The organism is Caballeronia sp. INML1 (assembly GCF_023631085.1).
Classification (GTDB): Bacteria; Pseudomonadota; Gammaproteobacteria; order Burkholderiales; family Burkholderiaceae; genus Caballeronia; species Caballeronia turbans.
In genome coordinates this window covers 50617-70765 of the sequence record NZ_JALQDT010000051.1, presented here as the reverse complement: position 1 = coordinate 70765, position 20149 = coordinate 50617, and the positions used below count along the sequence as shown (strand labels likewise).

The 20149-nt window shown below is 61.5% G+C and carries 29 protein-coding genes and 1 pseudogene; 16 read left to right on the top strand and 14 right to left on the bottom strand.

The features are described from left to right. Window positions 1–3 precede the first annotated feature (3 nt). From NCR38_RS16400 to NCR38_RS16390, 3 genes are all read right to left on the bottom strand, one after another. Complete coding sequence (locus NCR38_RS16400; RefSeq protein ID WP_250477374.1) at window positions 4–276, bottom strand: hypothetical protein; 273 nt, start codon at window positions 274–276, stop codon at window positions 4–6. A 336-nt stretch (window positions 277–612) separates the two neighbouring features. Then, entirely contained in the window at window positions 613–837 is a 225-nt protein-coding gene (locus NCR38_RS16395; protein ID WP_250477373.1) for a hypothetical protein, read from the bottom strand. 76 nt (window positions 838–913) lie between these two features. Next, window positions 914–1159, bottom strand: a complete 246-nt coding sequence (locus NCR38_RS16390; protein ID WP_250477372.1) for a Cro/CI family transcriptional regulator — start codon at window positions 1157–1159, stop codon at window positions 914–916. A gap of 75 nt (window positions 1160–1234) precedes the next feature. Here NCR38_RS16390 and NCR38_RS34350 point away from each other — a divergent pair, with 75 nt between their 5' ends. Both NCR38_RS34350 and NCR38_RS16380 read left to right on the top strand, forming a co-directional pair. Continuing rightward, complete coding sequence (locus NCR38_RS34350; protein ID WP_311765930.1) at window positions 1235–2143, top strand: XRE family transcriptional regulator; 909 nt, start codon at window positions 1235–1237, stop codon at window positions 2141–2143. Window positions 2144–2194: 51 nt separating this feature from the next. Next, entirely contained in the window at window positions 2195–3028 is an 834-nt protein-coding gene (locus tag NCR38_RS16380) for a hypothetical protein (RefSeq protein WP_250477371.1), read from the top strand. A 127-nt stretch (window positions 3029–3155) separates the two neighbouring features. Here NCR38_RS16380 and NCR38_RS34165 read toward each other — a convergent pair whose 3' ends face one another. Together NCR38_RS34165 and NCR38_RS16375 are read right to left on the bottom strand one after the other, a co-directional pair. Further along, window positions 3156–3281: a hypothetical protein gene (locus NCR38_RS34165; RefSeq protein ID WP_284503705.1), complete on the bottom strand. Its 126-nt coding sequence runs from the start codon at window positions 3279–3281 to the stop codon at window positions 3156–3158. 66 nt (window positions 3282–3347) lie between these two features. Continuing rightward, a complete protein-coding gene (locus tag NCR38_RS16375) occupies window positions 3348–3554 on the bottom strand; it encodes a hypothetical protein (RefSeq protein WP_250477370.1) in 207 nt (68 codons plus the stop codon). A gap of 222 nt (window positions 3555–3776) precedes the next feature. Here NCR38_RS16375 and NCR38_RS16370 point away from each other — a divergent pair, with 222 nt between their 5' ends. The 7 genes and pseudogenes from NCR38_RS16370 to NCR38_RS16340 all read left to right on the top strand — a co-directional run bounded on the left by NCR38_RS16370 (window position 3777) and on the right by NCR38_RS16340 (window position 8411). Continuing rightward, window positions 3777–3917: a hypothetical protein gene (locus NCR38_RS16370; RefSeq protein WP_250477369.1), complete on the top strand. Its 141-nt coding sequence runs from the start codon at window positions 3777–3779 to the stop codon at window positions 3915–3917. A 12-nt stretch (window positions 3918–3929) separates the two neighbouring features. Beyond that, on the top strand, window positions 3930–4091 hold the full coding sequence (locus NCR38_RS16365; RefSeq protein ID WP_250477368.1) for a hypothetical protein: 162 nt from the start codon (window positions 3930–3932) through the stop codon (window positions 4089–4091). A gap of 143 nt (window positions 4092–4234) precedes the next feature. Next, a complete protein-coding gene (locus tag NCR38_RS16360; RefSeq protein ID WP_250477367.1) occupies window positions 4235–4384 on the top strand; it encodes a hypothetical protein in 150 nt (49 codons plus the stop codon). Between the two features lie 112 nt (window positions 4385–4496). Beyond that, window positions 4497–4838 carry a hypothetical protein gene (locus NCR38_RS16355; RefSeq protein ID WP_250477366.1) on the top strand — a complete coding sequence of 114 codons (342 nt, stop codon included), beginning with the start codon at window positions 4497–4499 and terminating at the stop codon, window positions 4836–4838. Window positions 4839–4883: 45 nt separating this feature from the next. Further along, entirely contained in the window at window positions 4884–5717 is an 834-nt protein-coding gene (locus NCR38_RS16350) for a YfdQ family protein (RefSeq protein WP_250477365.1), read from the top strand. Window positions 5718–6125: 408 nt separating this feature from the next. Continuing rightward, window positions 6126–7106, top strand: a pseudogene (locus NCR38_RS16345) (phage Gp37/Gp68 family protein). Between the two features lie 177 nt (window positions 7107–7283). After that, window positions 7284–8411 (top strand): site-specific DNA-methyltransferase, encoded by a 1128-nt coding sequence (locus tag NCR38_RS16340; RefSeq protein ID WP_250477364.1) that lies wholly within the window; start codon window positions 7284–7286, stop codon window positions 8409–8411. Between the two features lie 70 nt (window positions 8412–8481). Here NCR38_RS16340 and NCR38_RS16335 read toward each other — a convergent pair whose 3' ends face one another. Further along, the gene (locus NCR38_RS16335) at window positions 8482–8727 is read right to left on the bottom strand and encodes a hypothetical protein (RefSeq protein WP_250477363.1); all 246 of its coding nucleotides are present in this window, start codon (window positions 8725–8727) and stop codon (window positions 8482–8484) included. Between the two features lie 42 nt (window positions 8728–8769). Between NCR38_RS16335 and NCR38_RS16330 the strand changes: the two genes are divergently transcribed. Both NCR38_RS16330 and NCR38_RS16325 read left to right on the top strand, forming a co-directional pair. Then, entirely contained in the window at window positions 8770–9225 is a 456-nt protein-coding gene (locus NCR38_RS16330) for a hypothetical protein (RefSeq protein WP_250477362.1), read from the top strand. 3 nt (window positions 9226–9228) lie between these two features. Beyond that, window positions 9229–9684, top strand: coding sequence for a hypothetical protein (locus NCR38_RS16325; RefSeq protein ID WP_250477361.1), 456 nt, complete (start codon window positions 9229–9231; stop codon window positions 9682–9684). On the opposite strand, the gene NCR38_RS16320 is transcribed toward NCR38_RS16325, so the two are convergent. Together NCR38_RS16320 and NCR38_RS16315 are read right to left on the bottom strand one after the other, a co-directional pair. Beyond that, a complete protein-coding gene (locus NCR38_RS16320; protein ID WP_250477360.1) occupies window positions 9681–9905 on the bottom strand; it encodes a hypothetical protein in 225 nt (74 codons plus the stop codon). The genes NCR38_RS16325 and NCR38_RS16320 overlap by 4 nt on opposite strands. A 118-nt stretch (window positions 9906–10023) precedes the next feature. After that, window positions 10024–10248: a hypothetical protein gene (locus NCR38_RS16315; protein WP_250477359.1), complete on the bottom strand. Its 225-nt coding sequence runs from the start codon at window positions 10246–10248 to the stop codon at window positions 10024–10026. A gap of 108 nt (window positions 10249–10356) precedes the next feature. Between NCR38_RS16315 and NCR38_RS16310 the strand changes: the two genes are divergently transcribed. The 5 genes from NCR38_RS16310 (at window position 10357) to NCR38_RS16290 (ending at window position 14715) form a co-directional block, all read left to right on the top strand. Then, entirely contained in the window at window positions 10357–10596 is a 240-nt protein-coding gene (locus tag NCR38_RS16310; protein WP_250477358.1) for a DUF4224 domain-containing protein, read from the top strand. Between the two features lie 29 nt (window positions 10597–10625). Then, window positions 10626–11690 carry a tyrosine-type recombinase/integrase gene (locus tag NCR38_RS16305; protein WP_250477357.1) on the top strand — a complete coding sequence of 355 codons (1065 nt, stop codon included), beginning with the start codon at window positions 10626–10628 and terminating at the stop codon, window positions 11688–11690. Window positions 11691–12163: 473 nt separating this feature from the next. Then, complete coding sequence (locus NCR38_RS16300; protein WP_061115939.1) at window positions 12164–13270, top strand: acyltransferase; 1107 nt, start codon at window positions 12164–12166, stop codon at window positions 13268–13270. Window positions 13271–13345: 75 nt separating this feature from the next. Continuing rightward, window positions 13346–14230 (top strand): methyltransferase domain-containing protein, encoded by an 885-nt coding sequence (locus NCR38_RS16295; RefSeq protein WP_061115940.1) that lies wholly within the window; start codon window positions 13346–13348, stop codon window positions 14228–14230. Window positions 14231–14544: 314 nt separating this feature from the next. Then, window positions 14545–14715, top strand: a complete 171-nt coding sequence (locus tag NCR38_RS16290; protein ID WP_250477356.1) for a hypothetical protein — start codon at window positions 14545–14547, stop codon at window positions 14713–14715. Between the two features lie 38 nt (window positions 14716–14753). Here NCR38_RS16290 and NCR38_RS16285 read toward each other — a convergent pair whose 3' ends face one another. From NCR38_RS16285 to NCR38_RS16260, 6 genes are all read right to left on the bottom strand, one after another. Continuing rightward, on the bottom strand, window positions 14754–15164 hold the full coding sequence (locus NCR38_RS16285; RefSeq protein WP_409219290.1) for a response regulator: 411 nt from the start codon (window positions 15162–15164) through the stop codon (window positions 14754–14756). 355 nt (window positions 15165–15519) lie between these two features. Next, window positions 15520–16326 carry an AraC family transcriptional regulator gene (locus tag NCR38_RS16280; RefSeq protein WP_061116109.1) on the bottom strand — a complete coding sequence of 269 codons (807 nt, stop codon included), beginning with the start codon at window positions 16324–16326 and terminating at the stop codon, window positions 15520–15522. 106 nt (window positions 16327–16432) lie between these two features. After that, entirely contained in the window at window positions 16433–17704 is a 1272-nt protein-coding gene (locus NCR38_RS16275) for an FAD/NAD(P)-binding oxidoreductase (protein WP_061115942.1), read from the bottom strand. After that, on the bottom strand, window positions 17701–17949 hold the full coding sequence (locus tag NCR38_RS16270) for a 2Fe-2S iron-sulfur cluster-binding protein (protein ID WP_061115943.1): 249 nt from the start codon (window positions 17947–17949) through the stop codon (window positions 17701–17703). The genes NCR38_RS16275 and NCR38_RS16270 overlap by 4 nt, the downstream gene beginning before the upstream one ends. Continuing rightward, the gene (locus NCR38_RS16265) at window positions 17942–19081 is read right to left on the bottom strand and encodes an FAD-binding oxidoreductase (RefSeq protein ID WP_061115944.1); all 1140 of its coding nucleotides are present in this window, start codon (window positions 19079–19081) and stop codon (window positions 17942–17944) included. Before NCR38_RS16265 ends, NCR38_RS16270 begins: the two co-directional genes overlap by 8 nt. Further along, entirely contained in the window at window positions 19078–20022 is a 945-nt protein-coding gene (locus tag NCR38_RS16260; RefSeq protein ID WP_061115945.1) for a 4-hydroxyproline epimerase, read from the bottom strand. The genes NCR38_RS16265 and NCR38_RS16260 overlap by 4 nt, the downstream gene beginning before the upstream one ends. Window positions 20023–20149: the final 127 nt, after the last annotated feature.

Sequence of the window (20149 nt, the reverse complement as noted above, 5' to 3'; positions counted from 1 at the left end):
AACTCACAGGTCGTTGTCGTGGCCGCAGGGCAGCGAGCCGTCGGACGATTGGCGGGCGCCGCAGCCGATGCACATCTTCGGCGCGAGCTTCGTCGTGGTCGATTGATCGGTCGTCATCGGGCCGATGAAGAAGCGGCCGGTATGAAGAAGATCCGCGCCGCCGAGCGACGGCTGAAGATCGCGCGCGCTCATGCCTTCATCCGCGGCAGCGAAATACCCATCGAGCGACGGAATGGGCCGGATGTCATCGCGTGAATTGATGCGGTCGTGAATCATGCATGCCTCTCATGGAGGTGCGAACTTGCCGTTCGCACTACTAAATCGGAACAAAAGAAGCCTGGCGTCCAAGCTGCTTGTGTATCGACTCATCCATGCAGGTGTCGGCCTCGTAGCCGACGAACTCCGTCAGTTGTCTGACGTTTTATTCCCCGCGCTTCCCAACATGGGCCACTTCAAACGCGGCTACTTCCGGGTGCAGCGGTCCATATGCAGAGCGCAGGACGTGATACCCGAGGTATTTCTGAGTTGAAACGCCCCGACTCGCCGCCAAAGCAGCCAACTCCCCAGCTTCAGGAATCGGAAGTTCAACGAGAAGGCCGGTTTTTCCTTCGTTCATGCCGTTACAGCGCTCCCAACTTGGGACGGCGCGACACTGACGCCCAGAAGGTTCGCTGGCAAAGTGCCAACCGTGCCAAACAAAAACAGCTTGGCGATGCGGGCAAGTGCAGCGGAATCGCTGTCGATGCCGTAGAGAGCCTTGAATGCTTGCATTCCCTCGTAGACGGGGTCTTCGAGGCGGGTTTTTACTTCGTTGCGAAACTCGGCACGGCGTGACATGGAACCTCCCTTATGAAAAAGAACAACGATGAACGGAAATGGGAATACGGAAAGAAGTCCACTTCAAAACGAAAAGTCAGACAGTGATTTCGCCGGCCTTGCGGATGAATCCCCAATCGACCTCGGCACACAGCTGCTCTGCGAGAACCTTGCGGCCAGTTACCCGCTCAATCTCGACGCACTTGTTCGGAGGAACTGGCCGCTCGCCTGTACACCACTGCTGAACAGTGGGAGGCTTAACGCCGACCGCACGAGCGAGCGCAGACTTGCTCCCGACGATGGCGCAAGCGAGAAGGACGGAGTTTTGGACGGATTCATTCATAACGGACATTCTAGGCAAAGCCTAAACGACGGTCAAGGCATTGCCGAAAATAGTAGCACTGGGTATACACAGGCAATGCCTAAACAACCCAAGCACATCGGCGACCGTCTTCGCGACGAAATGACACGCCGGAACCTTTCCCACGCCCAAGTGGCAGATCTCTTCGGCGTCAAAGCGCCGTCCGTCTACGATTGGGTCAACTTCGGCCGGATAGCCAAGAAGCACATTCCGAAGCTGATCGAGGAGTTCGGGCACACGGCGGACTGGTGGATAACCGGCGAAGAGGCGGCGGTTTCGCCCTCTTTCCCCTCGATGGGAGCCGAGGGCCTCGCTGATAGGATCAAGACCGTCATCGATGAAGCCGGTGGCAACATCTCGAAGGTTGCGGCAGCCGCCAACACTACTGATGAGGTCGTAGCGGGATGGCTTTCTGGGAAAACCAAGCAGATCGGCGTTGACCATGCGGTCGCGTTACAAGAGACCTTTGGGGTCAATTCAGTATGGCTGATGCTTGGGAAGGGGTCGCGCACGACATCGGTCCGCTACAACCATCCGTATGAGCCAATCCCAATAACAAAGTGGAGAGCAATCCCAGTGGTAGGCAGGGCGCAACTTGGAGACAACGGGAACTGGGCGGACATGGAGTATCCAGTCGGCCACGGCGACGGTTATATTGACTTCCCGACCAAAGACCCGGACGCTTATGCGCTGAAGTGCGAGGGAGACTCGATGCGACCGCGGATAAAGGACGGAGAATTTGTAGTAATTGAGCCGAACCAGGAGATCCAGCCAGGCGACGAGGTGTTGGTCAAGTCCAAAGATGGACGGGTGATGGTGAAGGAGTTCATGTACAAGCGCACGGGACGCACGCACCTGATTTCAGCAAACGACGCACACAAGCCGATCATCTTGCCCGACGGCGAAATCGAAAAGATGCACTTCGTGCGCGCGATCTGCCGGCCGTCGAGCTGGCGCCCAGAATAAGAACCACCGCGCCACCGACAGCATCGGCGGCGTTACATTAAAACAAGACGAATGGAACTGCTAACGCTCGGTATCCGGTACGAGGGCGGCGACGCCGTGCACCACGAGATCGATCTCAACCAGCTCGGCGAATCGCTCCAAGGTATGGCGCGACTCATTGCAGTTGCCGCAAACTTTGTGGTGACAGGGAAGACGACGCGCCATTTCGACGCGCTTGATGTCCGGGTGCTTGCTGCACCCGTGCAAAGTCATCGTTGCCACGAGGTGATGGCAGTCGTAGAAGGGATCGTCGCTAGTAAAGAGTTCTGGGGCGGCGCAGTCTCAGGTTTGATACCATTTGTCATCCAGTTCTTTCTCAGCAGGCGCGACAAGGAAGAGATGAAACACTTGGCGGATGCGCTGAAGAGGCAAATGGAGCTTGTCTCGGAAGGAAACCAGAAGAACGTCGATTCGTTGGTCGGCGTCATCAATAGACTGGCGGATGCACTTCATCCGTCGGTCAAAAAAGCGCTGTCCCCTGTCGGCCGGTCTGTGGAGTCGATGGGACTCTACAGCGGCGAACGCAAATTCCACGAGGTGAACGCAAACGATAAGGGCGCTATGATGGGCGAAACAAGGGTGTTCTCCGATCACAGCAGGCAATACGACGTAGTGATCACCGAGCTGGACATGACCACAGGCGCCTGCAAACTCTCAATTGAAGGGCAGCAGGAGCGCGTCAACGGCCAGATCGTTGACCCGACTGTAACCCAGCCCGGCAATCCGTATGCAGAGGCGATGACGGCTATTTCGCGCATCAGCATTCTAGGGAAAGCGGAGGTGGACGCTGATGGCGACATCGTAAAGCTCTACGTTCTCGACACAATCTCGCCGTCCCTCGATTAAGCGGCCCACCGCTACGTACACGAACCCGCTCCGGCGGGTTTTTTGTTGTGCCCGTGCTACCGCTGAGAGAAACCTTCTCGCCAAAGCGTCGCGCCCACCGTCATCAGCAGCTGTGCGTCACCAGGCTCTAGCGATCCCATGCCAGAGCAAGCCAGCGCGCCAGCCCCGTGCAGGCGTCGTCGAGCGTTATGTAATCACGCCCCTCTGCGTTGAACTGCTCGAAAGTCGCAATCACGTCTTCTTCTGTCGCCATGTGGATCCCCTTGTGGACCGACCACTCTACGCTATCCGGACCGCGACGCGTCGCCTGGCGCGCCAATTACCGCCGCAGCCGGCGCTGAGCGAACCCTTCCCGCCATAACACCGCCCCGATAGCGGTCAGCAACTGGAGATCCTCGTCCTCTAGTCTCGGCCACGCGCCCGCGAGCCAACCGGCCAGGCCGGCGCAGGCGTCGTCCAGCGGAATGTCCGCCCTTCCCTCCAAGTTCAGCTTCTCAAAAATGCCTACGACGTCCTCGGGTGTCATGGCTGCACCTCCTGTGCCCATTCTGAAGTGTAGCTAGCCCCTCAAGAAACATCCGAAAATAATTTAGGCTTTGCCTTGACACGTCTCTAGGCTTTGCCTAATATGCATCCCATGCGCTGAACACCGCGCACCGGGAAACCGGGAGCCCTGATCTCAGGGCACTGGACTTAACAGTGTCTTGTACTCAGGGCTTCCTGTCCGGCAATTGGACAGGGGACTCGTGTGAGCACGCTTGCAAAAGATCTGATCGAACTGGTTCGTTTTGCCCAAGGCGGCGCTGGCGCGCTCACAGAGCACCTCCTACGCGAAGTTGCGCTCAACATCATCGCTCCGGGCGTCGCTGACGCGCGGCTTGGCGGGTAAGGACGGACGGGAATGAATCGAACACTTAACGACAACGCCCTACTTCGCGATATCACGCGACTGGAGGACGTCGAGAAGCTGTACAAGGCGATCGGCGTCGCCGGTCTGTATGGAATCGCAATCGGCGCAGTGTGGTTCCTGTGCGTCGCCTTCAAGGCCGGGGTGCTGGTGTGAAGCTCTGGCAAATCTGGTGCATCACGTTTCTGGTCGCGGGCGCTTACCTCGCGATTTGCGCGGAGCTCGATTACCGCGCTGCTCGAATCGAACGCTGCGCTGTGATCCGCTGCGCCTGAACACGATCCCGAAAAGGCTCACTCATGAACGTCTATCAGGTAGTAGTCCTTCTCTTTATCGTCACGATGGTTGCAGCAATCGCCCTCGTGCGCGGCGCAGATGCCCGCGCGAAGCGGCACTTCGACGAAATCCAGCAACGCAAGAAGCGCATCCGCTGGCCGGCTGCGCACTGAATACCTCGCCCGACGGTTAAAGGGGCATTCCGCGGGCCTTCGGGCCAACAGTGAAATGGGGATGCCGCCCGTTAGGCGGCTAACCGAATCGATAACACGATCGGAGGATCGAATGAAAAAGGCTTTCACGCAGACGCTGATGGAGTTGCGCGGCGGTGCGGTCGTCGAAGAAGCGACGAACGAATTGAACACCCTCGTGGCGATGGTGCGCGACACCGGCAAGGCCGGAAAGATAACGATCACCGTCGAGGTGAAGCCCTTCGCCAAGGTGCAGGACGCACTGGAGGTGACCGGCAAGGTCGTCGCCACGCTGCCGCGCGAGAAGGAAAGCGCCGAAGTCTTCTTCCCGACGGTCGAGAACAACCTGTCGCGCCATAGCGAGCGACAAACCGAACTGCCCGGAATCTCGTTGGCAGAGAGCACCTCTAGCGGCCGCTCCGTCTCGTTCGGCTAATCGCCGGCCGCTCCTCTTCTCTTCTAAAACCAACAAGGAACACTCATGCTCGAAAACTTCACTGGCGAAAAAGATGTCGCTGCTCTGCTCGCCGCTGGCGCCTCGCTTGCAGGTCCGCAAAAGAGCCCGGTCGCAGACGGCAAGCCGTTCGTGCTCGTCCCGGAAGGCTTCAAGACTCAGATCGTCGAGGATGTCTTCGCGAACCCGAATCGCGCATCCGGCACGGTCAAGCTGCGCGACGCAGCTAGCTTCATCCAGTACTTCAACCGCCAGAAACGACCGGAGAGCCTGATCTATGCGTCGCTGGACCCGGCGCGCATCCTCGGCGTGATCGATGACCACCGCGCATACGGCACTGCGGTCGACGAGCACGACGGCGCGAACTGGCGCGCGTACCGCGTTGAGTTCCCGGTGCCTGCGTCGCGTGAGTGGAAGACGTGGACCGGCAAGGATCGTCAGCCGCTGACGCAGCTTGAACTCGCCGAGCTGATCGAAGACAACCTGCCGGACATCGTGAGCCCGGACGGCTCGACGATGCTCAGCGTCGCGCTGAACTTCGAGGCCAGCAAGGAAGGCAACTTCGTGTCCGCCGCGCGCCTGCAGGACGGCAGCACGAACTTCGTCTGGAAGGAAGACGTGAACGCCACCGGCAACAAGATCGCGATGCCGTCGCAGATCACGCTGAGCATTCCCGTGTTCGAGAATGGCGCGCCCTACGCGATCGACGCGCGCATCAAGTACCGCATCAAGGACGGCGTGCTGAAGATCTGGTACGAGTTGATCCGCCCGCACAAGGTGCTCGAAGTCGCGTTCCGCGCCATCTGGGCGCAGATCGAAGAACAGACCGCCACCAAGATTTTGCTCGGCACGCCCGAGTAACCCCTTCCCTTAACCAACCCCGCGTGCCGGTGCGTAATCCGGCCGTCTGACTTGATGACGTTGCGCGCCGCCTGACCGTGATGGGCCACCCTAAAAGGGCGACAGGCTTGCAGCGTCATCAACTCAGATAGCAATCAGGAAGGCTTTGGGCACGAGATGCGGAGCTCCTTTCGATTGAAGCCGGCGTTCTCGCTGAGTGTCTTGTAGCCCTGAGGACAAGTCTCGTTTGCCTTGCTGTAGCACATGTTCCATCCGGTGCTCGCGCCGCAAGCAATGATGAATTCAGAGTCGCCGCCGGGACGCTTCACTTCTTGGACGGTCGTGCAAGCCGTAGCGCACGCCCCAGCAAACAGTAACGCGAGCGTTCGTTTCATAGTTCGCATCGCCTCATAGATCAAGGACCGTAGTATGAGCGAGAACAGCAAAATCGAGTGGACCGACCACACGTTCAATCCTTGGGAAGGCTGCCAGAAGGTCGGACCGGGCTGCGATCACTGCTACGCCGAGACGCGCAACGCGCGCTTCGCAGGCGGCACCGCGATCAACTGGGGACCGGGAGCACCGCGCCGACGCACGTCGCCCGCGAGTTGGCGCAAGCCGTTGGCGTGGAACGCTGCGCACGGCGAGTTCTTTGCGCAGCACGGCCGCCGCCAGCGCGTCTTCTGCGCGTCGCTCGCCGACGTGTTCGATAACGCGGTCGATCCGCGGTGGCGCGCGGATCTGTTCGACCTGATCGACAAGACGCCGAATCTCGACTGGCTGTTGCTGACGAAGCGGATCGGCAACGTGATGCCCATGCTTGAGGATGTGGCCGCGCGGCAATTAGATCTTGAGCGCTTGCAGAAGCTCACCGCACGCGAAAACGTCTGGCTCGGCGCAACGATCGTCAATCAGGAAGAGGCTGATCGCGACATTCCAAAACTGATGCGAGTGCCCGCCCGCCTGCACTTCCTCTCCATGGAGCCGCTGCTCGGGCCGGTCGATCTCAAATTTATGCAGTACTAGGACAGCGACGATCGTGACGAGCACGTCGCCAACACTCGTCGACGGATCGTTCGCTGGGTCATTGTCGGCGGTGAAAGCGGACACGACGCGCGCCCGATGCACCCGGCCTGGGCCCGCGACATTCGCGACCAGTGCGAAGAGGCGGGTGTCCACTTTCTATTCAAACAATGGGGCGAGAGGGCACCGGGCGAAAACGCCCCCGGTCCGATGAGGCGCACCGAGCAGGCTGCATGGTGGTGGGCCAATTCTTTGGACATGCGCCCGGTGACGCCGACCGAAAGCATGGAGATGCACAGCGACGATGGACCGGACCTTTGGCGCTTCGGCAAGAAGGCTTCGGGCCGCCATCTCGACGGCGTGACGCACGACGGCTTTCCCGCATGACGCGCCTTCTCCCAACCTTCCGCGCCCTGCTCGAATCCCTAGAGTCTCTCGGGCTCGCTCGGAAGCCGACGACACAACAGGTGCAGCGCGCTTGCGAGAGATTCGTGGAGATGGTCGCGGAGATCGAGCAGCAGCGCGTGACGCTGGTGATTGGACAGACTGTTATTGCGAGAGAACATGAACGACTGGCTCAACAAATGCCACTTCGGCGACTGCCGTGAAACGATGCGCGCGATGATCGCCGATGGCGTGAAGGTGCAGACGATCGTCACGAGCCCACCCTACTGGGGCCTGCGCGACTATGGCGTCGACGGCCAGATCGGTCATGAGCCGACGCTGCGAGAGTTCATCGAGACGCTCGTCGAGGTGTTCGAACTCTGCCGCGAGCTGCTCGTCGACGACGGTACCGCGTGGGTGAACATGGGCGACGCCTATGCTGGGTCGTGGGGCGCGCAGGGTCGCAACGGCCAGATGTCCGATCGCTCGATCATCAGCGCGCGCCAGATCACTGAAGCGCAGAAGCGGCAGACCGGAACTGGGTCGCGGTGGCGGACGGAACTGAAGCCGAAAGACCTAATGGGCCAGCCCTGGCGCCTTGCCTTCGCGATGCAGGATGCGGGCTGGTATCTCCGGCAGGACATCATCTGGAGCAAGCCGAACCCGATGCCAGAGAGCGTCCGCGATCGCTGCACGAAAGCGCATGAGTACATGTTCCTGCTCTCGAAGAGCGAGAAGTACTTCTACGACGCCGAAGCGGTGAAAGAGCAAGCGGTCTCCGGCCTCGAACCTCGCGGTGTTGGGTTCGGATTCGGTACCGACGCGGAAGAGCGCGGCCGCGATCGCGTGAAGCGCGTTCCTTCCGGATGGGATACCAGCGAAGGCGGACATCGAACGATGGCCGGTAGATACAAGGGGCCGGGCAACAAGACGCACCGCGGCACCGAAGCATACGAGAGCGGCGATGAGCACCATCGGACGAAGGCGGGCCTCGTCGATTATGCGAGCAAGGTGCGCAAGGCCGGCGGAATCGACCTGCGAAACAAGCGCTCAGTCTGGACGATCCCGACGCAGTCTTTCGATGGAGCGCACTTCGCGACGTTTCCGGAAGCGCTCGTCGAGCCGTGCGTGCTGGCTGGATCCCGCGCCGGCGATGTCGTCTTCGATCCGTTCTTCGGCAGCGGCACGACGGGTCAGGTTGCGCAGCGCCTCGGCCGCCGCTTCATCGGCTGCGAACTGAATCCCGAGTACGAGCAGCTTCAGCGAGATCGCCTGCGGCAGGCTGGTCTGATGCTGGAGCACGCATGACACACACCGTCATTACCTCCCGCGCGCTGCTTCGACAAGCTGTTCGACGCCTCGCTCTAGCCGCAGCAATTCAACGAGACAGACGCCTAACTTGGCTTTCGATCGAAGGCACATCGGTCGCATCGCCGCTCATGCCCAAGGCCCAACGCAGGTCACGAGCGAAGTCGATACAAGTGCTTTCCCATTCCGGAGTGTCAAGCGCAAAGTCTCGCGGGTTCTTTTTGCCACGAGCCCGCCGGATCGCTTCAATGCTCGCCCCAAGAGCGCGAGCTTCCGCGCGGAGCGGATCGTTGCTGATGAGATGTTCTTTTTTCATGAGCGAGTTTTCGGCAGAGACCTCACAAACTTTAGAGACCACATGACTACATACGACACGTCGCCCGAACGTCAGGCGTTTGAGGCGTGGATGCAAGAACGATTCCCGAGCGCGCCGCTTTATAGTCGAGACGCGAAGGGCTCGCTGCGCTTCGGCCAGTACTGCTCGTACGCGGTTGAGGACCAGTGGGAGACGTGGAAGGCGCGCGGCGCGATCGCCCCCTCCGCGAACATCGCCGACACAGCGGTGGCGAAGCCGGTAGCGCGTGTTGTATATGGCGTCGATGTTGACGACGATGCATATGCTCGCGCGGAATGGCTAACTAACGCCCTTGAGAACGGAATACTGTTGTATCTCGCCGCCACTCCCGCGAGTTCGGTAGCCGATGCGGCGGGGGCGAAATGCTGCGAGTACTGCGATGGCACTGGCGACGTTCATCGCGCTGATGGGGAGTCGCTTGGCACATGCGACTGCGGCGCATCAGGCGTGAAGGAGTGAAAGATGACGACACTGAATGATTTGAACGGCTACTTGGACGACGAGGCATACACGGTCCGAGTCGGCGAATTGCGCGCCCTTCTCGCAGCGGGCGCGAGTGAGGGGCAGGCGGAGCCGGTGGCGTGGGCGGTCTATTGGGGTATCGGCAATATGCGCCCGCACAGCGTGCATTTCGAGAAAGAAACCGCTGTCAAGGTCGCGTCGGAGATCAAGAGCCATACCGAGCTTCGCCCGCTCTACACCCACCCCTCCGCCGAGATCGCCGCGCTGCGCGAGCGGATCGCGGGGATGGAGAAGGATGCTCGTCAGATCGAGCGCCAAGCGATGGAGCGGGCTGCGGCTATCGCGGACGCTTGCGTCGTCTACGACACAACGACGGCGAGGGGCATTGCCAAGGGAATCCGCGATTTGATCGAGAGTGACAGCGCGTCGAGCGTGGCGAGCAAAGAGGACGACTAGAAACCATGCAGATGTCGAACATCTTCGAAGGCCTGCACCACGGCGACGGCTGCTTCAGGCGTATCAGTAGTCCAGTCCCAACCGGTTGCCTCATCGTCGCTGCAACCTCGGGGTGTCAAGAAAACGCGGAGTCCGGGAGTGAAACCTTGCTTGTCAGGGAGGAATTTATTGATTTCACGGACGAACTGCGACGGCTGAAGCGGCGGCAGGCTTTTGTTCATCACGATTTACCCCTGACCGCAGCCAAGCGCATCGCGCCTGCTGTAGTCGCTGTGTTTGAGCTCCAAGATCCAGCCAGCGTCTTTAAAGGGACGTTTTCCGAGCGTCGCGAGCATCAGTTCATTGGATTGAATGCTCGGCAAGGGCATCGGTTCGGCGCCTCCACGCTGACAAGAAGGCGAGCTTCGCCCATACGAACGCTTCCGCCCCAACATTCGCTTCGCGGAGCCCGGTGTACGCGCAGAAGTATTCGAAATCCTCTTGTCCTGTGTGGCCCAGTTCGTTACGCGGCGGGAGCGCGCTTGAAACGAATTCGAGCAGTTCGTGAGGGTTTCCGTAGCTCATGGCTGCCTCCTTCTACCTTGACGGCCTTTCAGCAACGACCGGACCAGCAAGCACAACACTACATCGAAGAGTTCATGCGCGTGAGTCGCGCGTATCTGGAGCCGCGATATGACTGAAAGACTGATGACGCCGGAGGATCTGAAGCAAATCACCGGTCGCGTACGCTATAGCAAACAAGCCGAGTGGTTCAAGCAGGCGTTCGGCGTTGAAATCACCCGCTCGTTCGATGGTGCTCCGATCATGACTTGGGCCCTTTACGAATCACTGCTCGCCCGCCGCGCTGGTCTTGACACCGGGAATGACCGCTCGCCCACCCGGAAAACCAAAATCTGCTCACCTTTCGTATGAACGCACGTCGCCGTCAAAGACCCTCCAACTTGCCCGCACGCGTCTACGCCAATGGGGCAAGTTGGTATTGGGTCGTTCCACGCACGAACAAATGGGTCAGGCTTTGCAAGATCGCCGAGGGCGAGACCACCATGCTGGCGCGGCTCGTCGTGGAGCGCCGTAAATACGAAGCGCCGCCGGGCACCGGAGACGCGGGTCCATTGATCGATCGGTACATCGAGGAAAAAGGCCCAACGCTGAAGTCGCAAAAGTCGTGGGCGCGGACGGGCCGCTACGCGCGCAATGCGCTGCGTGACGCGAACGTCGCCGACATCGAGCCAGGCGACATCAGCGACGTCCTTGCCTTCTGGGATGGGAAGCTGACGATGCAGAACCACGTCAGATCTTTCCTGTCCGGTTTCTTCTTCTGGTGCGTGAAAAAACGCCACACGAAGTCGAACCCGGTGCGCGACATCAAGATCAAGACCCCTCCGAGGCGCGGCGTGTACATCACGGACGACCACTTCGCGGCGATCCGAAAGCAACTGGCGCACTTCGAGCAAAAGGCCAACACCAGAACCAAGGAAGGAATCTTCGCCCGCAACGGCCGGATGATGCAGTGCTTTGTCGATCTCTGCTACCTGACCGCACAGCGCTCGACCGAAATCCGCACGCTGAAGTGGTCACAGATTGACCGGTCTGCCGGCGTGATCCACTTCCTGCCGAGTAAGACCGCCGACAGCAGCGGGGTCACCGTCGACTTCGCCATCACGCCCGAAATCGAAGCCGTGCTTACCCGCATCCGCGAGATCGATCAGCAGCCCCGCATCGGCGACGCGTACGTGATTCACAACCGCAAATTCGAGCCCTACAAACCCGAAGCGCTTCTCGCCGCCTGGACGCGCGCGGCATCAAAGGCCGGACTGGCGGCAAAGCGATACACGATTAAGGACATCCGGGCAAAGGCGCTAACGGACGCGAAACGCGCCGGATACGAGACGAAGGAATTGATGGTAGCGGCAGGACATACGCGAGAGGCCACGACTCACATTTACTTCAAAAAACTCGATATTCCAGTCAGCCGCGTTCGGCTTTCAATCCCGAAATCCGCGTGACCTACTCCTAATATTTCGTTGGCGGCTTCTCTGTCGGCCCCATTCCATCGTGCTCAATTTTCTAGCATTTATTTAGGAGACAACTTGCGCAGTCGCGCAGCCATTAAGCTAGACAACAACTTCTGTCTTTCTGATGGACGGTCAGCATGAGGTATTTGTTGGCTTTCGACCGGAGGCCTTGTCTGGCGGGAGTGTAGCGCGTCGGAATTCCGCGATCCTGATTTCCCAACAGGGCCATTCCTTATATTTCGCGATGCCGGTGCGCATAGCCGCATATCGACGGCGCGCCGAAATCGGCCTTACTCGCGGTCAAGCAGACGCGTAAAAACTGCCGAGTGCGTGTCTCATCTGCGCCACAAAACAACATTCTTCGACACCGAGACCAATTGCTACGGCGCTGTTTTTTCACGGTTTTAAGTCGGTTCATATAAAATCCGTCCGACGAAAAATTACAAGAATTTGCCCGAGGAAACATGCTGAAGCCCCTTACGTCGCTCAGATTCATCGCAGCCGCAGCGGTAGTTTTTGCTCACTTCGGCTACCCGTACGAGACCGGCGGTTTGGCCGTAGGGTTCTTCTTCCTGCTCTCCGGCTTTATCCTCGCGCACAACTACGCCGACAAGTTCGAAAGCCTGACGGTCGGATCGGTCGCGAAATTGTGGGCGCTGCGCGTCGCCCGTATCTGGCCGCTGCACCTGTTTATGTTCGCCGCGGTCGTGCCGCTGATCTGGATTCGTGGCACGCAATACACAGACTGGCAAACGCTGGCAAACGTGTTCCTGCTACACGCGTGGTATCCAGACGGCGCGAACATCTTCTCCTACAACGGCGTGTCGTGGTCGATCTCGGACGAGTTGTTCTTCTATATCTCGCTTCCGTTCCTGCTGTTCGCCTTCAACCGTTTCGGCGTGAGTCGCAGCGCGACGCGCGCGGCATTGGCGGGGATCGCGGCATTCGCCTGCCTGTTCCTGATCGCGCTGTTGCTGCGAACGAAGATGCAAGCGTTTTCGTTCGACTGGTGGCTCATGATGGTATCGCCCTACGTCCGGATATTTGATTTCATCATCGGTCTGAGCCTCGGGCTGTTGTTCAATCGCCTGCAAGGCATGGGCGATCGGTGGTTCGATGCCGCGCTGTTCACCGCGCTGGAAATCGCGTCGCTCTGGTTTCTCGTCGTGCTGTACCGGTCTACGTGGCACAAGTGGCCGACGCTCGCGAACAGCGCCTACTATCAGCCGGCAATGGTCGCGATCATTTTCGTGTTCGCATTCCAGCGCGGGCTGCTGTCGAAGATGCTTTCGAACCGGCCGATGATGCATCTGGGCGAGATCAGTTTCGCGCTCTACATGGTGCATCAACCGATCATGTACTACGCTGATCACTTCATCGGACCCACGATAATGATCGCCAAGGACATCAGCCACATATGGGGGCAGGTGCTGCTATCGGTGCTGATGCTCGCGATCGCGGATTGCGCCTATCGATATATCGAGGTTCCATCTAGGAACGCCGTGCGGGCACTGATATCAGAACGGCGCGCCTCGGCGCAAACATCTCCCGGAGCGACAATCCCCGGCTAGGTGACGGCCTTTACGCGGAGTGCAGCTAAACCTTCAGTTAGAATCGGATAGCCAAGTTGAAAGCCTGGGGCCCCAATGAAAGGCATCAGAAAACAACACCCGCTTGATGATCAAACCGTCGAATCCATCCGCGAGCAGATGGAGGGGCCGATAGACGGAGCCCACAACATCAGTCTGCTCTCACCACTGAGCACCGTTCAGCGCGAATACTTCGCTATGAAGTCGAAGACGGTCGTTCTGTATATGGGCGATGAAGTCAGCTTATTGCTGGCCAGAGAAGAAGAAGCCGCGCTGCGTGCGATGCCAAACGGTTACACGATCGAGCAACTGAACGGCCTGAACGTAGGTTGCGGCGCCAGGACGATTTCGCCATATTTGCTTCCGATCGATATTGCTCGTATGCCCCCATCGGATCAGGCAAGCGGTGCTCACCAGGCATCGACCGCCTCCGCTGTGTTGGCAATGCCCGATAATCTCCCGTTCAAACCGGATTCCGTCGATTTCATCGTCTCCCTCCACATGCTCGAACATGTGGCGAATCCGGAGGAAATCATCAGCTACTGGCTGAGCTTGGTTAAGCCAGGCGGCGGGGTCGGGGTCGTTGTTCCGGACTGGCGCTATACCTGGGACTCGCGCAACGATCACGCGCCATTGAGCCACAAGTGGAATCCGACACCCAGTCTGATCGAGGGTATGTACGAAAAGCACTGGAAAAGACTCGCGAAGCTCGAGCACATCGACACATACGCGATGAAAATGTCTTTCGACTTCGTTCTGCGCAAGCCGGGGGTTTTCGTACCTTTTCAACCACCATCACCGTCGACCGTTCGATCCGGTTACGAATTGAATCAGAGCGGCGCGTTCATATCTGATGCGTCCTACGGCACCGACGCGAATAGGACGTCGATGCGCCGTTTGAAGAATTCAATCAAACGACGCATCAAGCAGCTTCTGATCTGATACGGCGCGCGCGGACGAATCTTGCGGCGGCCATGGTACCGACTGAGAAGGACGCCGCGCCGATAAGGTAGACAGTCGTCGTCGATCTTTTCTTAGGTATCAATTTCGCAGAAGCGAAGCCCACCAAGGGACACAAAAGCATCTGGTCTTCGATGCACGGTCAGCATGCTTTGGCTCTTGCTCATGTCCGAGATGCCACCCGCGGTACGCCCCTTGCATGAGTGAACTTATGCGTGCTTCGGCGTCGAAAGGATAAGGCCCTTTCTTGAAGGACACGCAACGATTTCTAGCACACAACGAAAAAGGAGAAGTCGATGACGTTGATCATCTACCTGGTAGGCTGGCTGATTCTGATCGGAGGGGTATCGTGGGCGCTCGTCGCGATGCACGTCGCGCAGCATACGATCATGATCGTCGCCGTCATCATGCTGGGCATCGCCGTCATCACGGGCGCGACGCGGGCGCGCAACCGCGACCGGTCGTAAGAAACACGGGCCGCCCGTCAGCGGCGGCCCCGAACGCCTCACATCACCACGCGCGCGCCAACTGCGTCCTGTATCAGCGCGACGAGTTCGTCGGGATGCACGGGTTTCGTCATGAAATGCTGGAAACCTTCGCCGATGCTTCGTAATCGGTATTCGTCGCCGCCGTGTCCCGTCAGCGCGATCGCCACGGACGGCGGCAGATTGCCGCGTATTTCGTGATCCCGCAAACGTTGGATGAGATAGAAACCGTCCATCTCGGGTAGATCGAGATCGCAGATCACCGCATCGGGAAGATGCTCGATCGCGGCTTGCGCGCCGTCTTCGGCGTCGGCCACCGCGACTACGTCCGCACCTTCTTCTTCCAGCAACATCTGCAGTGATGCCCTGCTCTCGGGATCGTCCTCGATGAGCACGATCCGCATATGCCCCAGTCTTGCCACTTCGTTCATGATGTTCTTTTCTGCTGCCAAAAAACGGAATTCTCGCGACGGGTCTCCATCCTCTCGCCGCCGCGCACGCTGTTGCGCGCATTGATCGACACGAAAACGCGGCGGGAATTCCGCACGCACCGTAATTTATGTCGCGTGTGCGCCGGTGCGGAACGCCTCGCGGTTTTTGAGCGGCGCCAACGCGAAGATTTTGCCCGGTCGCCGCGAGCCAGAGCGAGCAAAAAGCGGACCGACTTGCATTCGCTGCCGGGAAACCCGCATGGGACGGGCATTCCGGCCGAGGCGCGCCGCACGAAACCGCAACCGGAACGCACGACCGTGTATTTTTTGCGCGAGCCGTGCCCCTGTTTTCCCGTCAGACGTTTGCTTCTCGCGCGGAATCGGGGCGCGACGCCCCTGACATGCCCGCTTGCAACAGCGCCCGATATTCGCTCGGCGTGATGCCGACCGTCGCCTTGAACTGGCGCGTAAAGGCGCTGTGATCGGTGTAGCCGCATAGCGCGGCGACATCGGTGACTTTTCCGTTCGAGACGAGCAGCGCAGTGGCTGCGTCGAGGCGCGTCTTCAGCAACACCTGACGCGGCGTCAGATGAAAGACCTTGTGAAAATACCGCTCCAGTTGCGCGATCGACATGTTCGCCATCTGCGCGAGCTGCCGCATATTGAGCGGCTGCACGTAGTTCTCCTGGATGTGCTGCACGACCGCCGCAAGCCGGCTGTAGGCGGGATGCGTGCCTTCGGCGGCCTGCAAGTCGCGCGATATTCCCGCGAGCCCGACGATATTGCCCTGCGTGTCATGGAGCGGCTGCTTGCACGTCATGCACCAGCCAGGCTCCCGCCCCGGATACAGATGCAATTCGAGCTGGTCGATCAACTGATGTCCCTGCGCGATGATCGCCTGATCCTGCGCCGTGTAGATGCGTCCGAAGCGCCGCGGGAACACGTCCTCCGCCGTCTTGCCGAGGAGCGCCGATTTGTCGTCCTTGTGGCCGCAGCGGCGCGCGAGCGTGCGATTGACCATCGCGTAGCGCGCCTCGCGATCTTTCACGAAGAACACGATGTCGGGCATCGCGTCGAACACCGGCGCGAGCAGCGCGAAATGCGCGAGCATGTCCGAGAGCGTCGACGCCGGAGGTTGCGCGATCGGCGCGGTGTTCGTCATGAGGCCTGTCGTGCTCGTCATGCGTAAGGAGGTCGGTTGCGTCCTGATCGGTCAGGCAACCGATTATAGAAGCGCGCATGCGCGGACGAAATTCGCGCTGGCCCCACTATGAAACGGGCGTTTCGGCGCTCTCGCGCGCGGCGATCAGCGTATCGATGCGAACCGGCGCGAATGGCGGGCGCGCCGCCGTACACGGCCATCCGAAATAGACAGCAGCCGCCTCGCCGCAAATGCGCCCCTGACACGGCCCCATGCCGCAACGTGTCTGCAGCTTCGCCTCGCGCCAGTTCGCGTGCGCGGCGACTTCGCCGATCGACACGTCCTCGCAGCGGCACAACACGGTGTCCGGCGACGGCATCGCGCGGGCGTCGGCGCCGAGTTCGAACGCGTGCGCCACGCGCCGGGCGAAGGCACGCCAGCGATCGCGCTCGCGCACGAGACGCGCATCGGCGGCGATACCGAGCGCCGCGTGCGCCGCGAGCGCGCCTTCGACGCTCGCCAGTTCCATCCCGCCGATGCCCGTGCATTCGCCCGCCGCGAAGACGTCTTCCAGCGACGTGCGCTGCAAATCGTCGACGTGAATCGCGCCGTCGCGTTCGTCTGTCGAGCAGCCGAGCGCGAGCGCCAGCGTCACGTTCGGCACGAGGCCGTATCCGCACGCGACGCGATCCGCTACGAGCGTTTCTTCGCGCCCGCGCACGCGAATCGTGACCGCGTCCACGCGCGCGCTTCCATGCGCCCTCACGACGACACCGCCTGGTCGATAGCACGCGACCCCGAGCCCGACGGCCTGAGCCAGCTTTGCCGGTGTCAGCGCAAGAGACGCGACAAAGCGCGCGACACGCGCCGGTGACGCCTGTTCGACCACCGCGACGACCTGCGCCCCGTGACGGCGCGCGGTATCGGCGGCGGCGAGCAGAAGCGGCCCGCTGCCCGCGACGACGATGCGCTCGCCGCGCACCGGCATTCCACCCTTCACGAGCGCCTGCAGGCCGCCCGCGCCCGTCACGCCGGGCAGGGTCCAGCCGTCGAAGGGCAGCAGCCGCTCGCGCGCGCCCGTTGCGAGGATGAGCTTCGAATACGCGAGCACGAGCGGCGCGCCGTCGCGTTCGAGCAAGAGCCGTTTGCTGCCGGGCGCGGCGGCGACCTTCGTCCCGTTCATGCCGACGAAGTTTTCAAGCGAGCGCGTTTCATCGAGCCACTGGCGAAGTTGCGCGGCGGGCGCGAGCGTCGGCCCTTGCCGCCAGATCTGACCGCCGGGGCGCGGATTGTCGTCGATGAGCGCGACGCGTGCGCCCGCTCGCGCCGCTATGCGCGCCGCCTTCAGACCCGCCGGCCCCGCGCCGACGACCGCGATATCGACCTGTTCGACCTTCATCGCATCGTCTCGATGGAAAGACCGTCACGACACAGCGTCTGACAGCCGAGCACATGCGCGCGGCCATCGACCGTCACGCGGCATTCGTGACACACGCCCATGCCGCATAGCGCGGCGCGCGGCTCGCCGGTGACGGAGCGCCGCGTGCCGCCGACGCCGCGCATGGCGACGGCGGCCGCGACGGTCGTGAACGCGGGCACGGTGAGCGGCTCGCCGTCGATGACCACGCGCACGCGCTCATCCATCGGCGTGCTCCCGTGCGAATCGTTGCGGTGAGAAAGCGTGCATGTCGGGCATATCGAACGGAGCCGGCTCGCCGAGCATCTGCGCGGCGATGAGCTTTGCCGTACCGAGCGACGTCGTCACGCCGAGCCCTTCGTGACCCGCCGCGAGCCACAGCCGGTCGCCCGGGAAACGCGCGGGGCCGATCAGCGGCAGGCCGTCGGGCGTCGCGGCACGAAAACCGGTCCATGCGCGGATCGCGTTGAGCGCGCCGATGCCTGGCAGATAACGCGTCGCGCGCGCGAGCATGGCGCCGAGCACGTCGATCTCGACAGCCGGATCGCGCGTGCCGAACTGGCGCGACGAGCCGATCAGCACCTGCCCCGTCGGACGCGGCTGCGCATTGAACGCGACCGACGTGCCGCGCGCGTGATGCGCGCTCTTGATGTAGCCGAGTTCCAGCACCTGATGATGGATCGTGCCGGGATAGCGATCGGTAACGAGCAAATGCCCTTTCTTCACTTCGAGCGGCACGTCCCCGATCAGATCCGGCACCGCCAGCCCGTTTGCGATGACGACGTGGGAGGCCGTGCGCCGGTCGCCGTTCGCAAGCGTGACGACGGCATGCGCGTCGCCGGCGTCGACGGCACGAACCGCGCAGCCGGTCGATACACGGATGCGCGTCGAGCGCGTCAGAAGCCATTGCGCCGCGGCGGGCGCGTACACGATCGCGTCGTCGTCGATCAGCAATCCGCCTTGCATCGCGTGGCTCACCGCCGGCTCCGCCTCGCGCAGCGCGGCGCGATCGAGCATGTGCGCACGCACGCCCGCCGCCGCGAAGGCATCGCGCATCGAACGGGCGGCGTCGAGCTCTTCGTCGTCTTCGGCGATCCAGAGCGTGCCGCAACGCGAAAACGCCTCGCGCCCGCGCAGTTCGGCGCCCAGTGCGAGCCACAGTTCTCGCGAAGCACGTGCCAATGCGAGCTCGGCGTGCGAATCGTTCATCACGACGACGTGGCCCATGCCCGCCGCCGTCGCGCCGCCACCGATGCCGCGCGCTTCCAGCACCTCGACCGTCATGCCGCGCAGCGCGAGCTCCGCCGCGCACGCCGCCCCGACGATTCCGCCGCCGACGACGATGACGTCCGCCTTCATGCGATGCCGAGCTTGAACGGATCGCGCTCGTCGAAGACGAGACGCCCTTCGCCCATGATGTGCGCGTAGCCGGTGATCGTCGGGACGAGCGCGTCGCCGTCGATTGCATAGCTGCCCTCGAACACGCTGCCGATAATGCTCTCCTGACGCCAGACTTCGCCCGGCGCGAGCGCGTCTTCCGCCGCGAGGCACGCGAGCTTGGCGCTGGTGCCGGTGCCGCACGGCGAGCGATCGTAAGCGCTGCCCGGACACAGCACGAAATTGCGACTGTCCACGCCCGCGACGGGCGAATCCGCGAAAAGCTCGATATGGTCGATGTACGCGCCATCCGCACCCGTGATGCCCTGCGCGTGCAGGGCATCGCGGATCGCATCGGTGAACGCGGTCAGCCCGGCGATGCGCGCGGGCTCGAGTTCGCGCCCGTGATCCGCGGCGAGAAAGAACCAGTTGCCGCCCCACGCGACATCGCCGGTGAGCGTGCCGTGGCCGGGCACATCGACCGTCACCGCGCGCCGATGCCGATACGCCGGCACGTTGCGCACGCTGACGCTGCCGTTCGCGTTGAGCGTGGCATCGACGGGACCGACGGGCGTATCGATCCGGTGCCGCCCCGCCGCTATCTTTCCCGCATGCGCGAGCGACGCGACGAGCCCGATCGTGCCGTGCCCGCACATGCCGAGATAGCCGACGTTGTTGAAGAAGATGACGCCCGCCGCGGCGGAAGGATCGTCGGGCTCGCACAGGAGCGCACCCACCATCACGTCCGAGCCGCGTGGTTCGGTGACGATGGCGCGCCGCCAGTCGTCGAAGCGCGTGCGGAACGCGTCGAGCCGTTGCGCGAGGGAGCCGCCGCCCAGATCCGGGCCGCCCGCGATCACGAGGCGCGTCGGCTCGCCGCCCGTATGCGAGTCGATGATGTCGATGGTTTTCATGCCGCCTATCCTAAAAACGCGCGCGACCGGCGTCTTGAAGCGGCTGGATCGTTTTCATGACGATATCGGCACAGGCGGATACCGCGTCGGCACGCCCGCCGCGCCGCACTTTCGCAGCGAAACGGCTATGCCGAAA

Coding starts and splice junctions, on each gene's coding strand:
- NCR38_RS16355 (WP_250477366.1), top strand. CDS start 4,497: ATGAAAAAGGCTTTCACGCAGACGCTGATGGAGTTGCGCGGCGGTGCG.
- NCR38_RS16375 (WP_250477370.1), bottom strand. CDS start 3,554: ATGACACCCGAGGACGTCGTAGGCATTTTTGAGAAGCTGAACTTGGAG.
- NCR38_RS16275 (WP_061115942.1), bottom strand. CDS start 17,704: ATGAAGGTCGAACAGGTCGATATCGCGGTCGTCGGCGCGGGGCCGGCG.
- NCR38_RS16380 (WP_250477371.1), top strand. CDS start 2,195: ATGGAACTGCTAACGCTCGGTATCCGGTACGAGGGCGGCGACGCCGTG.
- NCR38_RS16290 (WP_250477356.1), top strand. CDS start 14,545: ATGACGTTGATCATCTACCTGGTAGGCTGGCTGATTCTGATCGGAGGG.
- NCR38_RS16295 (WP_061115940.1), top strand. CDS start 13,346: ATGAAAGGCATCAGAAAACAACACCCGCTTGATGATCAAACCGTCGAA.
- NCR38_RS16325 (WP_250477361.1), top strand. CDS start 9,229: ATGACGACACTGAATGATTTGAACGGCTACTTGGACGACGAGGCATAC.
- NCR38_RS16315 (WP_250477359.1), bottom strand. CDS start 10,248: ATGAGCTACGGAAACCCTCACGAACTGCTCGAATTCGTTTCAAGCGCG.
- NCR38_RS16300 (WP_061115939.1), top strand. CDS start 12,164: ATGCTGAAGCCCCTTACGTCGCTCAGATTCATCGCAGCCGCAGCGGTA.
- NCR38_RS16285 (WP_409219290.1), bottom strand. CDS start 15,164: ATGAACGAAGTGGCAAGACTGGGGCATATGCGGATCGTGCTCATCGAG.
- NCR38_RS16395 (WP_250477373.1), bottom strand. CDS start 837: ATGTCACGCCGTGCCGAGTTTCGCAACGAAGTAAAAACCCGCCTCGAA.
- NCR38_RS16335 (WP_250477363.1), bottom strand. CDS start 8,727: ATGAAAAAAGAACATCTCATCAGCAACGATCCGCTCCGCGCGGAAGCT.
- NCR38_RS16310 (WP_250477358.1), top strand. CDS start 10,357: ATGACTGAAAGACTGATGACGCCGGAGGATCTGAAGCAAATCACCGGT.
- NCR38_RS16360 (WP_250477367.1), top strand. CDS start 4,235: ATGAACGTCTATCAGGTAGTAGTCCTTCTCTTTATCGTCACGATGGTT.
- NCR38_RS16390 (WP_250477372.1), bottom strand. CDS start 1,159: ATGAATGAATCCGTCCAAAACTCCGTCCTTCTCGCTTGCGCCATCGTC.
- NCR38_RS16330 (WP_250477362.1), top strand. CDS start 8,770: ATGACTACATACGACACGTCGCCCGAACGTCAGGCGTTTGAGGCGTGG.
- NCR38_RS16270 (WP_061115943.1), bottom strand. CDS start 17,949: ATGGATGAGCGCGTGCGCGTGGTCATCGACGGCGAGCCGCTCACCGTG.
- NCR38_RS16400 (WP_250477374.1), bottom strand. CDS start 276: ATGATTCACGACCGCATCAATTCACGCGATGACATCCGGCCCATTCCG.
- NCR38_RS34165 (WP_284503705.1), bottom strand. CDS start 3,281: ATGGCGACAGAAGAAGACGTGATTGCGACTTTCGAGCAGTTCAACGCA.
- NCR38_RS16340 (WP_250477364.1), top strand. CDS start 7,284: ATGAACGACTGGCTCAACAAATGCCACTTCGGCGACTGCCGTGAAACG.
- NCR38_RS16280 (WP_061116109.1), bottom strand. CDS start 16,326: ATGACGAACACCGCGCCGATCGCGCAACCTCCGGCGTCGACGCTCTCG.
- NCR38_RS16365 (WP_250477368.1), top strand. CDS start 3,930: ATGAATCGAACACTTAACGACAACGCCCTACTTCGCGATATCACGCGA.
- NCR38_RS34350 (WP_311765930.1), top strand. CDS start 1,235: ATGCCTAAACAACCCAAGCACATCGGCGACCGTCTTCGCGACGAAATG.
- NCR38_RS16265 (WP_061115944.1), bottom strand. CDS start 19,081: ATGAAGGCGGACGTCATCGTCGTCGGCGGCGGAATCGTCGGGGCGGCG.
- NCR38_RS16320 (WP_250477360.1), bottom strand. CDS start 9,905: ATGAACAAAAGCCTGCCGCCGCTTCAGCCGTCGCAGTTCGTCCGTGAA.
- NCR38_RS16350 (WP_250477365.1), top strand. CDS start 4,884: ATGCTCGAAAACTTCACTGGCGAAAAAGATGTCGCTGCTCTGCTCGCC.